This window comes from Mobilicoccus caccae, assembly GCF_030161635.1.
Classification (GTDB): domain Bacteria; phylum Actinomycetota; class Actinomycetes; order Actinomycetales; family Dermatophilaceae; genus Mobilicoccus; species Mobilicoccus caccae.
Genome location: NZ_BSUO01000001.1, coordinates 2,992,838 through 3,006,246 on the forward strand (window position 1 = coordinate 2,992,838; position 13,409 = coordinate 3,006,246).

Annotated in this window: 12 protein-coding genes and 1 tRNA gene; 6 read left to right on the forward strand and 7 right to left on the reverse strand. The window is 70.3% G+C overall.

Annotated elements, in window-relative coordinates; translation table 11 throughout:
- Positions 1 to 55 precede the first annotated feature (55 nt).
- The 3 genes from QQK49_RS14645 to QQK49_RS14655 form a co-directional block, all read right to left on the reverse strand.
- Positions 56 to 919, reverse strand: a complete 864-nt coding sequence (locus QQK49_RS14645) for a fructosamine kinase family protein (protein ID WP_284304573.1) — start codon at positions 917 to 919, stop codon at positions 56 to 58.
- Positions 920 to 1,000: 81 nt separating this feature from the next.
- Positions 1,001 to 1,897 (reverse strand): oxygenase MpaB family protein, encoded by an 897-nt coding sequence (locus QQK49_RS14650; protein ID WP_431310592.1) that lies wholly within the window; start codon positions 1,895 to 1,897, stop codon positions 1,001 to 1,003.
- 99 nt (positions 1,898 to 1,996) lie between these two features.
- A complete protein-coding gene (locus QQK49_RS14655) occupies positions 1,997 to 3,346 on the reverse strand; it encodes a serine hydrolase domain-containing protein (protein ID WP_284304574.1) in 1,350 nt (449 codons plus the stop codon).
- Between the two features lie 35 nt (positions 3,347 to 3,381).
- On the opposite strand from QQK49_RS14655, the gene QQK49_RS14660 reads away from it, so the two are divergent.
- Positions 3,382 to 3,990: a TetR/AcrR family transcriptional regulator gene (locus QQK49_RS14660; RefSeq protein ID WP_284304575.1), complete on the forward strand. Its 609-nt coding sequence runs from the start codon at positions 3,382 to 3,384 to the stop codon at positions 3,988 to 3,990.
- 117 nt (positions 3,991 to 4,107) lie between these two features.
- Positions 4,108 to 5,592, forward strand: a complete 1,485-nt coding sequence (locus QQK49_RS14665; RefSeq protein ID WP_284304576.1) for an NAD-dependent succinate-semialdehyde dehydrogenase — start codon at positions 4,108 to 4,110, stop codon at positions 5,590 to 5,592.
- A 36-nt stretch (positions 5,593 to 5,628) separates the two neighbouring features.
- Here the strand turns inward: QQK49_RS14665 and speB are convergent, their stop codons facing one another.
- Complete coding sequence (speB, locus tag QQK49_RS14670) at positions 5,629 to 6,660, reverse strand: agmatinase (protein WP_284304577.1); 1,032 nt, start codon at positions 6,658 to 6,660, stop codon at positions 5,629 to 5,631.
- A gap of 217 nt (positions 6,661 to 6,877) precedes the next feature.
- On the opposite strand from speB, the gene QQK49_RS14675 reads away from it, so the two are divergent.
- Positions 6,878 to 8,524: a sodium:solute symporter family protein gene (locus QQK49_RS14675; RefSeq protein ID WP_284304578.1), complete on the forward strand. Its 1,647-nt coding sequence runs from the start codon at positions 6,878 to 6,880 to the stop codon at positions 8,522 to 8,524.
- 32 nt (positions 8,525 to 8,556) lie between these two features.
- Here QQK49_RS14675 and QQK49_RS14680 read toward each other — a convergent pair whose 3' ends face one another.
- Positions 8,557 to 9,150: a cupin domain-containing protein gene (locus QQK49_RS14680; RefSeq protein ID WP_284304579.1), complete on the reverse strand. Its 594-nt coding sequence runs from the start codon at positions 9,148 to 9,150 to the stop codon at positions 8,557 to 8,559.
- A gap of 164 nt (positions 9,151 to 9,314) precedes the next feature.
- Here QQK49_RS14680 and QQK49_RS14685 point away from each other — a divergent pair, with 164 nt between their 5' ends.
- Positions 9,315 to 10,049, forward strand: coding sequence for a hypothetical protein (locus QQK49_RS14685; protein ID WP_284304580.1), 735 nt, complete (start codon positions 9,315 to 9,317; stop codon positions 10,047 to 10,049).
- Positions 10,050 to 10,167: 118 nt separating this feature from the next.
- Positions 10,168 to 11,511, forward strand: coding sequence for an aminotransferase class V-fold PLP-dependent enzyme (locus QQK49_RS14690; protein ID WP_284304581.1), 1,344 nt, complete (start codon positions 10,168 to 10,170; stop codon positions 11,509 to 11,511).
- Between the two features lie 71 nt (positions 11,512 to 11,582).
- Here the strand turns inward: QQK49_RS14690 and QQK49_RS14695 are convergent, their stop codons facing one another.
- Both QQK49_RS14695 and QQK49_RS14700 read right to left on the reverse strand, forming a co-directional pair.
- On the reverse strand, positions 11,583 to 12,362 hold the full coding sequence (locus tag QQK49_RS14695; protein WP_284304582.1) for an excalibur calcium-binding domain-containing protein: 780 nt from the start codon (positions 12,360 to 12,362) through the stop codon (positions 11,583 to 11,585).
- A 315-nt stretch (positions 12,363 to 12,677) separates the two neighbouring features.
- Positions 12,678 to 12,750, reverse strand: a tRNA-Thr gene (locus QQK49_RS14700).
- Positions 12,751 to 13,193: 443 nt separating this feature from the next.
- On the opposite strand from QQK49_RS14700, the gene QQK49_RS14705 reads away from it, so the two are divergent.
- Positions 13,194 to 13,340, forward strand: a complete 147-nt coding sequence (locus QQK49_RS14705; RefSeq protein WP_284304583.1) for a hypothetical protein — start codon at positions 13,194 to 13,196, stop codon at positions 13,338 to 13,340.
- The last annotated feature ends 69 nt before the right edge of the window (positions 13,341 to 13,409 follow it).

Below are 13,409 nucleotides of genomic sequence, written 5' to 3' on the forward strand. Positions count from 1 at the left end.
GTGAGGCGAGGATGAGAGCCGTCTCATGTTTCACGGGCCCGCAGGCGCCGGGCGCTCAGGCGTACCGCGCGAGCGCGTCGAGCGCCGAGGCGCCGTAACCCCCGCCGAACAGGATGGCGTGCACGAGCAACGGCGGCAGCTGGTACCAGGCGATGCGCTCCCGCCAGCCGTCGGCGAGGGGGTGGACCTCGTCGTAGGCGGCGTAGACCTCCGGTCCGAACCCGCCGAAGAGGTGCATCATCGCGATGTCGATCTCGCGGTGGGCGTAGTGGCAGGCCGGGTCGATGAGCCAGTTGCGGCCGGCGGTGTCGACGAGCCGGTTGCCTCCCCAGAGGTCGCCGTGGACGAGCGTCGGAGGCTCGGCCGGACCGCACAGGTCGGAAACGCGGGGGGCCACCGCCTCGAGGAGGTCGCGTGCCCGCGGCGAGATCCGTCCCTCCTCGATCGCGCGGGTGACCAGGGGTTCGAGCCGCCGGGTCAGGTAGAACTCCGGCCACGAGTCGTGCGGGGTGAGGTCGACGGCGACCGACCCGAGGTACCCGCCGGGGTCGTCCTGCAGACCGCCGAAGGTGTCCCGGGTGGCGCGGTGCAGGTGGGCCAAGGAGCGCCCGAGCTCGGCCTCGGTCGCCCCCGAGCGGCGAGGGGACTCCTCGATCCACTCCAGGACCAGACCGGTGGGGCTCTGCCGGATCACCTCGGGGACCCCGAGCGTCTCGGGGGCGTGCTCGCGCAGTGCCCGGAGCCCGGCCGCCTCCCGCTCGAAGAGGTCGGGCGTGGGTCGCCGCAGGGTCTTGAGGAAGAGCGGACCGTCGGTGGTGGCCAGGCGGTAGGCCTCGGCGATGTCGCCGCCGGACAGCGGCGTCACCTCACCGATGTCCAGTCCGTCCACGAGCTCGGGAGGCAGGGAGTCGGCGCGCATCCTCCATCCTTACCTCAACGCCGACGACGGCCGTCGACACACCCGGCGATCCCCGCGTCGGCCGAGGTCTGCGGCGTCGGATCAGGCCGAGGTGCCGTGGCGGAGGCGTTCGTCGTCGTCGAGGCCGGCCATGCCCCACCGCACCGCGGCGACGCCGAACCGCCCGGCCGCGCGGGCGGCAGGACGTGCCGCCGCCGGGAGCGTGATGCCGAGTTCGTCTCGGGCCCACCCGGGTAGCAGGACGATGCCACCGGCCGCGAGCAACGCGTACCCGGGTTTCGCCGCCAGTGGTAGCGGCGGCTCGCGCAGGAGGAAGGCTGCGGCCTCCTTGGCCGCCGGGGAGGCCTCGAGTTCGGGCCGGAACGCCTCGAGCTGCGCGTCGAGTTCGGCCGCGGTGCGGGGCAGGTCGTGCGCACCGAGGAGTTCGGCACTCGTGCGGGCCTGATCGACGAACCGGTCCGCGTCGGCGGCGGACAGCGGCCGGTCGGAGTACGCCTGATGAGCGGCGAGGAAGCACCACGTCTCGGCCACGTGGACCCAGCGCAGCAGGTGCGGGTCGCTCGCGCGGTAGGGCCGACCGCGGTGATCCTTGCCGCGGACCCGCTCGTGGATGGCCTTGACGTGCTCGATGGCCTCGGTCGCGTGGTCGACGGTGCCGAACGCGACGGTGGCCAGGTAGTGACTCGTGCGCTGCAGCCGCCCCCACGGGTCGCCCTTGTAGCCCGAGTGCCCGGCCACCCCCGCCATGGCCTGCGGGTGCAGCGACTGCAGCAACAACGAGGCGATGCCACCGGGGAACATCGCGGAGTCCTGGTTGACGATCCAGATCGGGTCGTCCTTCGTGAACCACCTCGGCCCGGGCGTCTGCCAGATGCGCTTGGCCGCCGTGGGGGCGTCCTCGCCGGCCACCCGGTCGCGCAGGGCACGGCCGAGGCGTCGCTGGGCACCGCGCGGCAGCGTCCGCAGACGCCCGATCACGTGGTCGACCTGGCCGGAGACGGGAGTGGTGGGCACCTCATGAGCCTACGGAAGGCGCGCGAGGTAGGCGAACCGGCGGGGGGCACATGCCCAGGGACGTCAGCCCGCCTGCCCATGGCGGACCACCACGCCCGTGACCAGGGTGATCGTCGCCGCGACGAGAACCAGGCCGACGCCGACGGGCACCTCCGGCACCCAGAGCCACAGGTAACGCAGGGGGACGTCGAGGAGCGGCGGGGCCGCGATCATCAGCGCGAGCGGGGTCAGGGCGAGGACGATCCCGCACACGCGCATCAGGCGGCCACGGGTGAGCAGGGCACACGCCACGACACCGACGAGACCGAGCCCGCCCAGGACTCCCCAGCGCAGTGTCGGCGGCGGGATCTCGGTGGGCACGTCGCCCCCGGCGACGTCGAGGAGCCGGTGGGCGGCGGCGTACAGGCGTTCCTCGTCCATCACCCCCGAGACCGGCAGGGTGACCGCTGCCACCCGGCCCTGCTCCGGCTCGAGGAACAGCGCGGTGAAGGAGCCCGGCACGGTTCCGGTGTGCCACACCACGGGACCGTCGGCAGCGGCGCTGACCCGCCACCCCAGGCCGGTCACCGCGCCGTCCGCCGGGCTCACGTCGGTCATCCGCCGCAGTCGCTCCGGATCGGCGAGCATCGCGCGCCCCACCTCGGCGAGTGACCGCGCCGACCCACCGAGGTAGCCGTAACCGGCGCCCGCGCCGTCACGGGGAGCCGGTTGCGCGACCGGGGACCACGGCGAGCGGTATCCGGGAGGGATGCTGCCGGGGTCCGTGACGAGGTGGGCCTGCGGAAAGGTCTCGTTCGCGAGGTCGCCCAGCGACCGGCCGGTCGCGCGTTCCAGCACCGCCGCGACGACGACGTAGCCCAGGCTGCTGTACCGGTAGGTCTGCCCCGGGTCGCCCTCGAGAGGGGTGTCCGCGGTCTCCGCGACCACCGACGCCGGGGTGCGCGCCGGGTCGTCGACGTCGAGTCGGTCTGCGCCGAAAGGGAGTCCACCGGTGTGGGCGAGCAGGTGGCGGAGCGTGACGTGGGCGCGGCGCTGATCCTCTCCCGCGAACTCCGGCAGCACCTGCACGACGGGGGCGTCGAGATCGAGGGTTCCCTGGTCGGCGAGGCGCACGGCGACGGTGGCGGCGATCGGCTTCGAGACCGACCCGACCAGCACGGGTGAGTCGGGTCCGAACGGGCTTCCGTGGCCATCCACGCCGGTGGCGCCCTCGCGGACGGTGCCGTCCTTCTCGACGACGACCCAGGCGGCACCGGGCGCACCCACCTCACGCACCGCCTCCCGCATGACGGCGTCGACGTCGCCGTCGCTCGCCGCGGTCTCGACGGCGCGGGACGGGCCGGGGCAGAGAAGCACCCCGGTGACCAGCACGATCAACCCCAGCAGGGCGTGTGCGCGTAACCATATAGCCATATGGTCAAGTTACCGTATGACTATATGGTTGACCTATGCCACGCCTCGTCGACTCGGAAGCCCGCCGCCGCGATCTGGCCGAATGCGCTTTGGCCATCGCCGAATCCGACGGCCTGGAGGCCGTCACCGTCGCCCACGTGGCGAGACGGGCAGGGGTATCCGTCGGCCACGTCCAGCACTGGTACCCCGCCAAGGAGAACCTGCTCATCGCGACGTACTCCGCGGCCCTGGCGCGGTCGACCGATCGGATCGACGACCTCGTCACGACCGGTGAGTCCCGCGGCGCGACGATCCGCGACATGCTCGGCGCCGCCCTGGCCGAGCTGCTGCCGACCGACGAGACCCGCCGTGGGGAGGCGCGTGTCCGCGCACAGTTTCACAGCCGGTCCGTCACCGACGCCCGCTTCGCCGACACCGAACGCGCCGCGATGCGGCTGCTCGCCCGACGCATCGCGACCGCCCTGGCCAACGGGTACGAGTGCGGCGAGACGGCCGCGGGCGTCGATCCCGACCGGGCGGCCTCCGAACTCCTCGCGCTGGCCACAGGACTCGCGACGTTGTCCCTGACCGACGACCACCCGGCCGAAGAGCTCATCACCGCCCGACTCGCCGAGCTCCTCCCCCACCGCTGCCGACGACGCTGACACGGTGCCGGATCGGCCGCGGGCCCCGTGAACACCGGACAGAATGAGGCGCAGCAGGGTGACGAGTGCGTGCGGCACGCCGAGGTCGCCGCCATTTCGCCTGATCCGAGGACTCCAGTGACGAACACGAACACCACCGACCAGGGCCCCGACATCGCCCGCCTCATCGACGCCGTCCCGACCGGCCTGTTCATCGACGGCGCCTGGCGGAAGGCATCCGGCGGTGGAACCCTCGAGGTGCGCAATCCGGCCACCGGCGAGGTGCTCACGAGCGTCGCCGACGCCACCGAGCAGGACGGCCTCGCCGCACTTGCGGCCGCCGATGAGGCGCAGTCGCGGTGGGCGGCGACACCCCCGCGCGAGCGCTCGGAGATCCTGCGCCGCGCCTTCGACCTCCTCGTGGAGCGCACCGAGGACGTCGCCACCCTCATGACCCTCGAGATGGGCAAGCCGCTCGCGGAGTCCCGTGGCGAGGTGGCCTACGCCGCCGAGTTCTTCCGGTGGTTCGCCGAGGAGGCCGTACGCATCCACGGCTCGTACATGACGGCGCCCAACGGCGCCTCCCACCTGCTGACGATGAAGCAGCCGGTCGGCCCGTGCCTCATGGTCACTCCATGGAACTTCCCGCTCGCCATGGGCACCCGCAAGATCGGGCCGGCGCTGGCGGCCGGCTGCACCATGGTCGTCAAACCCGCCTCGGAGACGCCGCTGACGATGCTCGCGCTCGCCGCCCTGCTCGCGGAGGCCGGAGTGCCGGCGGGGGTCGTCAACGTCATCACGACCAGCTCCTCGGGCGCGGTCATGGAGCCGCTCATCCGCGACCCGCGGGCACGCAAGCTCACGTTCACGGGCTCGACGGCCATCGGTCGCAAGCTCGTGGAGCAGTCGGCCGAGCAGTTGCTGCGGGTGTCGATGGAGCTCGGCGGCAACGCGCCGTTCATCGTGTTCGACGACGCCGACCTCGATGCCGCGGTCGACGGGGCGATGGCCGCGAAGATGCGCAACATCGGTGAGGCCTGCACCGCGGCCAACCGGTTCTTCGTCCACGAGTCCGTGGCGAGCGAGTTCGGCACGAGGTTCGCCGAGCGCATGTGCGCGATGACGGTCGGGGACGGCCTGGCCGAGGGCGTCACCGTCGGACCGCTCATCACCGAGAAGGCGGTCGGCGAGGTCACCGCGTTGGTCGAGGGTGCGGTCGAGGCGGGCGCCACCAAGCTGTGCGGCGACGAGGCGGTGCCGGAGGTCGGCAACTTCCTCGCCCCGACGGTCCTGGTCGACGTTCCGGGACAGGCCGACATCGCGCGGCAGGAGATCTTCGGGCCCGTGGCCGCACTGCAGACCTTCACCGACGAGGACGACGCGATCGCCCGCGCCAACGACACCGAGTACGGCCTCGCGTCGTACTTCTACACCCGTGACCACGCCCGGGCGATGCGGGTCGCCGAGAAGCTGCAGTACGGCATGGTCGGGGTCAACGCCGGCGTCATCTCCAACCCGGCGGCGCCGTTCGGGGGCGTCAAGGCCTCCGGGTTCGGTCGCGAGGGTGGCTTCGAGGGCATCGAGGAGTACCTGGAGACCAAGTACGTCGCGATGCCGCGCTGAGGACGGGGGACCTGCGCGTCGGCGCGTCGGCGCTGATCAGCGCCGGTCGCCGGGGTCTCCGTAGACGGTGCCAGACGCGCCGTAGGCGGGTCCGCCCGGGGCTGCGCCGGTGCCGAGGGCCAGCAGCGACATGAACTCGTAGACGACGTGCGCCGCGGCCAGGCCGGTCAGTTCGGCGTGGTCGTAGGCGGGGGCGACCTCCACGACGTCGGCGCCCACGAGGTGGCATCCGCGCAGGCCACGCAGGATCTCGTAGAGCTCGCGGCTCGTCATGCCGCCGGGTTCGGGGGTGCCGGTGCCGGGCGCGTGCGCGGGATCGAGCACGTCGATGTCGAGGGAGACGTACAGCGGACGATCTCCGACCCGCTCGCGCAGCAGCCGGGTGACCGCGTCGACGCCGAGGCGCATGACGTCGTTGCTGGTGACGATCCCGAAGCCGAAGCGGGCGTCGTCCTCGAGGTCCTGCGTGCCGTACAGCGGGCCGCGGGTGCCCACGTGACACAGGGCGTCGGTGTCGATCAGGCCCTCCTCGAACGCGCGCCGGAACGGGGTGCCATGGGTGTACTCGGCCCCGAAGTAGGTGTCCCAGGTGTCGAGGTGCGCGTCGAAGTGCAGCAGCGCGACGGGCCCGTACTTCTCGGCGTGGGCGCGCAACAGCGGCAGCGCGAGGGTGTGGTCGCCGCCGATCGTGATGAGCGAGGTACCGCCGGCGAGGAACTCGCTCGCGGTCCGCTGCGCCGTGGCGATGGCCTCGCCGATGTCGAAGGGGTTGAGCGCCACGTCGCCCGCGTCGGCGATCTGCACGCTCGCGAACGGCGATGTCGACTGCGCCGGATTGAAGGGACGCAGGAGTCGGGAGCTCTCGCGCACGTGCGTCGCGCCGAACCGCGCGCCGGGGCGGTAGGAGACCCCGGTGTCGAACGGCATCCCCAGGACGGCGACGTCGGCGTGGGATACATCCTCGATGCGCGGGAGGCGGGCGAAGGTGCCCAGACCCGCGTACCGGGGCGTGAGGGCGGCGTTCACCGGCCCGATCAATCCGTTCGACTCGACGCGAGGGTGGTCCATGACGTGCTCCTTCACCAGGCTCTGGGGATGCGCGCGCGGCGGGCGCTCGGGGGTCCGGCCCGTGAGAGGAGGCGCCGCGGAGGGATCGAGATCGTCGTGCGGGGCCGATATCCCTCACACGGTCTGCGCTCAGGATAGCCCGGATGTTCACCTGTGGACACCTCGTGTTTCTCTGAGGTCGATCTCCTACATTGGCCGAAATCGTGGCGGGGGGACGATGGTCCCCCGAGCCCCTGACCCGTGGAGGCACAACGCCGTGGACCTCAATCTCGCCATCGTCGTGTTCTACCTGGTGACGATGCTCGCGTTCGGCTTCTGGGGACGCTCGCGCACCAGAACCAGCTCGGACTACCTCGTCGCCGGTCGTCGGCTGGGCGGGTTCTTCTACACCGGCACCATGGCGGCGGTCGTCCTCGGTGGCGCGTCGACGGTCGGCGGTGTCGGACTCGGCTACCAGATGGGCCTGTCGGGGATGTGGCTCGTGGTCGCCATCGGCGTCGGAGTCCTGCTGCTGTCACTGCTGTTCGCGGGCCGGTTGCAGCGCCTGCGCATCCACACCGTCAGCGAGATGCTCGAACTGCGGTACGGGCACCGCGCCACCGACGCCTCGAGCATCGTCATGCTCGCCTACACGATCTTCCTCTCAGTCACCTCGAGCGGCGCCTACGCCACCGTCCTTCACGTCCTGCTCGGCTGGGAGCGTTGGGCGTGCATCCTCCTCGGCGGCGTGGTGGTGCTCGTCTACTCCGTCGTGGGCGGCATGTGGTCGATCACGCTGGCCGACCAGGTGCAGTTCTTCATCAAGACGATCGGCATCTTCTTCCTCATGCTGCCGCTGATGCTCGTCGCGGCCGGCGGCTGGTCCGGCCTGGCCGAGCGCCTGGACGCCGGCTACTTCGACCTCGTGGGCAACGCCGATCACGGCGCCGACACGCAGACGATCATCACGTGGTTCGTCATCTACATGTTCGGCATCCTCATCGGCCAGGACATCTGGCAGCGCGTGTTCACCGCCCGCACCCCGGGGGTCGCGAAGTGGGGCGGCACCGTCGCCGGCGTCTACGTCATCGCGTACGGCGCCGCGGGCGCGATCATCGGCATGGCCGCGCGGGCGACGATGGGTGACGCGATCAGCGCCCGCGACGACGTCTACGCCGAGGTCGCCAACACGGTCCTGCCGGTGGGTGTCGGCGGGTTCGTCCTCGCCGCGGCCGTCGCGGCGATGATGTCGACGGCCTCCGGCGCGCTCATCGCAGCGGCCACGGTGGCCCGCAACGACGTCGTCCCCATGCTCACCGGCAGCGGCCGGGCGACCAGCGACGACGAGAGCGATCCGCACAGTGAGCAGCACGTTCGTGAGAACCGCAGCTGGGTCCTCGGCCTGGGCGCGCTCATCATCGCCATCTCGGCGTGGATGTCCTCCCTCGAGGGCGGGTCGAGCATCGTCGTCGCCTGGCTCACGGTGGCCTACGACATCCTCGTGGGCGGCCTGCTCGTGGCGATCCTGGGTGGCCTGGTCTGGCGTCGTGGCAACGGACTGGGTGCCGGAGCCTCGATGATCGTCGGCACCGTCGTCACCCTCGCCACCATGGCGTTTCAGGCGCGGCAGCTCGGCTCGGTGCTCGACGGGATCCTCTCGAACGAACCCATCTACTACGGGCTGCTCTCCTCGCTCGTGGTCTACGTGGCCGTGTCGTTGCTGACCAAGCCCGTCGAGGTGGAGGTCCGCCAGGAATGGGAGCGTCGGGTCGCGGGTGCACGCCCCGACCTGCCGGGTCTGCGGAAGCACTTCCAGCACGACCTGCCGGAGCAGCCGGATCAGGCGGATCAGGCGGTCTCAGACGAGGCTCGGCGCCGGTCCTGATCGGCGGGGTCTGCGCGCAGATCGGTCGCCGGTCACGCCAGGCGGACGCCGCCGGATCCGGCGTAGGGCAGCAGGACGAACAGCACCACCGACTCCCCCTCGGCGAGGTTGCGCCACGTGTGCGGTTCGCGGCCGGGAAAGGTGAGGGTGTCGCCCGTCTCGAGGACGTGGGTGTCCTCGTTCAGCCTGACCTCGATGCGGCCGTCCACCACGTGCCACACCTCGGTCTCGCAGTCGAGGGAGTACAACTCCTCCTCGCCGTGCGCGCCGGGCTGCATGACACCCCGCAGGAGCTGCACGGATCGTTCGTCGCGGCCCGTGACCAGCCGCTCCTCCATCCCGACGCCGCCGAGGTCCACGGGCAGGGAGTCGGCGAGGCGGACCAGGGAGATCCGCGGCGAGGCGAACAGGGATCCGATCTCGATCTTGAGCACCTGGCAGAGGGTGACCAGGGAGGCCACGGACGGCGAGGTGAGGTCGCGCTCGACCCGGCTGAGGAATCCCTTTGTCATGCCGGAGAGTTGGGCCACCTGGTCGAGGGTGTAGCGGCGTTCCTGTCGTGCGCTGCGCAGACGCGCGCCGACCTGAACGACCTCTCTGGCACCCTGCACGGGAAGGGACTTCACGGCTTCCCCCGGTCTTTCGTCGATGAACTGCCTGGTCGGCGTGGCAAGCATAGGCTGCCACGGATCGCTGAGCGGGTCATCGGAGCGCCCCAGATGTTCGACCTCCGTCGGAGGACTCCTCGACCTCCGACCGGTGCGGCGCGGAGCTCGACGCTGCTTCACTGATGAGTGTGGAGACGACGCAGGAGACGACCGTGGCGACGACGCCGAAGACCGCAGTGACCTGGACCTGCACGCTGGGCGGACGGTTCTACGAGCTCGACGTCACCCCTGGACTCTCGACGCGGACGGTGCTGCGGGTCGACGGGCAGCAGGTACATGACGAGAAGGTCTCCGGCGACCGCCGCACGATCACCCTCGATGCGGACCGTCGCGTGGAGGTGCGTCTGTCCTCGCTGGGCAAGGTGCGGCGGGCCACGGTGCACGACGGCCCGGTCGATCTGGACTTCGACGCTCCGGCCGGCAGCCGCGCGGCACGCACCCAGGAGTGGGGACGCACCCATCCGACGCTCTTCGCGTTGCGGCACGTGGTGATCAAGGGCGGTGTCATCGTCGTCGCGCTCCTCGGACTTGGCGCCCTCGTCAAGGCCGTCGTCGAGCCCGTCGTGCGATGGATCGCCGAGCGGATGCCGGACATCCCCCTGCCCGACATCGACCTCCCCGACATCCCCTGGCCCTCCATCCCGCGGCCGGACATCACCCCGCCCGACTGGCTCGCAGCGTTCCTCACCTGGTTCGGCCAGTACGACCACATCGTCAAACCGCTGCTCATCGGCCTGGCCATCGCCCTGTTCGAGATCCGCCGGCAGCGACGCCAGAGACGCCTACGGGACTCGGCCACCGCGGACAGTCCGGACGAACCACCCACGGCGGGCGACCGCGGAGCTCCCGCGCCCTGATCGGCACCTGTCCCGACATGTCGACGTCACGGCCACGTCACCCGGTGTCCACATCGCGGGGATGAGGTGGACCAGACCTGGGCGGGCCCCAGACCCATTGCCGTAGAGGGAGACCGACATGGAACTCGATCGTCGTCACGTTCTGACGGGAGCGGGGGTGGGTGTCCTCGGTGGCGCCGCGGCCCTCGTCGCGCCCTCGGCCGCTCAGGCGGCGCCGTCACCAGCACCGGCCTCGCCCCGTCGCCCCGGCCCCATGCCTAAGGCCCCGAACGTGCCGGCCGCGCAGTTGGCGAAGGACGAGCGCTTCTGGCGTCGGGTCCGTGCGGAGTACGACGTGCCGCGCGACTACGTCAACTACGAGAACGGCTACTTCGGCACGATGCCGTTGCGGGTGGTGGAGGAGTACAAGCACCACATCGACGTGCTGGCGCGCGACAGCTCCTACTTCATGCGCAAGACCTACCCCGCCAAGGAGGAGGCCGCCCGCGCGCGGATCGCCGGCCTGCTGGGGGCATCGGTCGAGGAGATCGCGATCACCCGCGGCGCCACGGAGGCGCTGCAGAACCTCATCGGCGGCTACAACAAGCTCCGCGCGGGCGACCAGGTGTTGTACGTGGATCTCGACTACGACTCGATGCAGTACGCCATGGATTGGCTCGAGCAGCGGCGGGGCGTCACGGTCGTCAAGGGCGCCATTCCGGAGCCGGCCACGCACGACTCGGTGCTCGCCTATTACGAGTCCTTCTTCGCGGCCAATCCGCGGGCGAAGTTGCTGCTCCTCACGCATCTCTCGCACCGCACGGGACTCGTCGTCCCCGTGCGTGAGATCGTCGCGATGGCCCAGAAGCGTGGCGTGGACGTCATCGTCGACGCGGCGCATTCCTGGGGTCAGATCCCTTTCACCGCGAAGGATCTCGGTGCGGCCTTCGTCGGGTACAACCTGCACAAGTGGATCAGCGCGCCGTTGGGGATCGGCTTCATGTACATCCGCAAGGACCGTCTGGCCGACATCGACCGCGATCACGCCGACCAGGACTACCCGGAGTCCGACATCCGCTCCCGTGTGCACACGGGCACCTCCAACAGCGCCAATTTGTTGAGCCTGGAGGTCGCCCTCGACCTGCACGAGTCCATCGGCGTCGACAACAAGCACGCCCGCCTGCAGTACCTGCGTGACCTGTGGGTGCGCGAGGTCCGCGACGTGCCGCGCCTGCAGATCCTCACCCCGGACGACCCGCGCATGTACGGCGCGCTGACGTCGTTCCGCGTCGAGGGCCGCACCACCAAGGCGGACACCACGGCCATCACGAACTGGCTCATGGACCGCCACCACATCTTCACCGTGCGCCGAGGCGGCGTGGCCAAGGGCGAGGTCGTCCGCGTCACCCCCGGCCTCTACTCCAGCGCCAAGGACAGCGCCCGCATGGCCCGAGCCCTCCAGGAGATCACGCGGGTGTTCTGAGGGGAGCCAGCCCGTGCCGGCACGGCGCAAGCGTCAATCCGGCGACAGGCTCCGATGCGCGACCCAGAAGGTCAGAACAGGCGGTACCTGTCCTTGCTCACCGTGAAGCCGCGGCGCGTCGTGGTGTTGGTGCAGGTGACACCGGTCTTGGCCGACGCGCACGAGAAGCTGCTATTGCGCAGAGTCCAGCCGTATGGGAGCACAGCCTGCGGACTTCCCCACGATGAGAATGGCTTGACCCCGGTCCTGGCGAACCAGGGGCTGGCGGACGCGGGGGCGGTACCCATGATCGTGTCGCCGGCGCACAGGAACGCCGCGGTGCGGCCCAGTGCGAAACCGTTCCCCCAATCGAGGTCGCACCAGGACGGACGCTGAGGGGCCCGATAATTGCGCTGGGTGATGTCGCATCGCAGATTGGACGAGCCCATGCACATGATGTTGCCGCTCGGGGAGACGAAGGCGATCGGGCCAGAGGTCGTGATGACGCGGCCCTTGATCGTCGCCTTCGGCGCCGCGGGGCGCGTGGTCGGTCGCGAGGAGGTCGATGCACGGCCGGTGTGCTTCTCGCAGGCGATACCGTCACGGTCGCGGTCAAGGGTCTTGGGGAGGGACGCGTAGAGCCTGGAGTCGACCTTGAAGCTTCGAACGGGGTTGGCCTTGGCGCGGCCGGAGACCTTGTCCTTCGCGCCACGCTTGCCGACGCCGTTGGGGTAGTCCCGGTTGAGCATCGCACAGTTCTTGTACCTCGCCGCGGTCGCGGACGTCGGTGCGGCGTCCGCGGGTGCCGCCGCCAGGGGAACCGCCGCGACGGCGATCACGGCAGCCATCACGTACCTGGGAGTCCAAGACATGGAGCGCTCCGATCGCGTGCTCAAGGGTGCTGGGCCGCGCGCGACGGATGTCGGACGGCACTCTGCCTGGACACATCGGCACTCCCCCGCAGTCGTTACGGCCGTTTCGCCTGGGAGACGGGGGATCTCCTCGTCGAGATCCGTCTCAGGACACTCGAGTCCATGGCGCACGCGGTGATGGGCCTCGTCGTAGGCGGCCACCAGTCGTAGGCGTCGAGTCCGACGATGTCTGACGCCCACGGGACGGGATCGCCGTGGGCGAGCGCTTCGGCGCAGGCCCTCCCCCACTTCGGAGGGATCCGCTCGGGGCCGGAGAGCTGGCGAGGGGACTCGAACCCCTAACCACCTGTTTACAAGACAGGTGCGCTACCGATTGCGCCACGCCAGCGTGCGTCACGCGGCTCAGGCGAAACGCCGGGCCAGTCTACCGTGCCGGCATCCTCCGGACGGAGCGCCGCGCTCCGCCCGCACCCTCTCCGCGGACGTGCCCCACAGTCCCACCGACAGCCCTCGCGACATGGACGACGGCAGCGAAATGGTCGTCATGACGACCACATCGATGCCATCTGGCATGTCACCACGCCCGCCACCGCATTCGTCACCCAATTTTCGCGAGAAACCTTGCAGTCCAACGTGTCTCACCACGAAATCCCTGCAGACACGGACCCGAGAACCGCGGTTTCCCGGACACAACCTGAACGAATGTCGACAGAACGCGCGTCAGAACGCGCGTCAGAACGCGCATGAACGGGTATATGACGCCATCATGAACATAGATCGACACCTGTCGATCGCTGCCGCTCCGCCGAGCGGAACACGAAAGGAGCCGACATGATCACACTCGGACTCATCCTGCTCATCCTGGGCTTTCTGATCGAGGGCATGGCCATCCTCAAGACGATCGGCGCGATCCTGATCGTCGTCGGACTCATCCTCAACCTCGTGCCCATCGGCGGTCAGCGCCGACGCGTCTTCTAGGCGTCACGGGTCCCAGGCAGACAGACGAAGGCCCGGCTCCCACGTCGTGGGGGCCGGGCCGTCGTACAC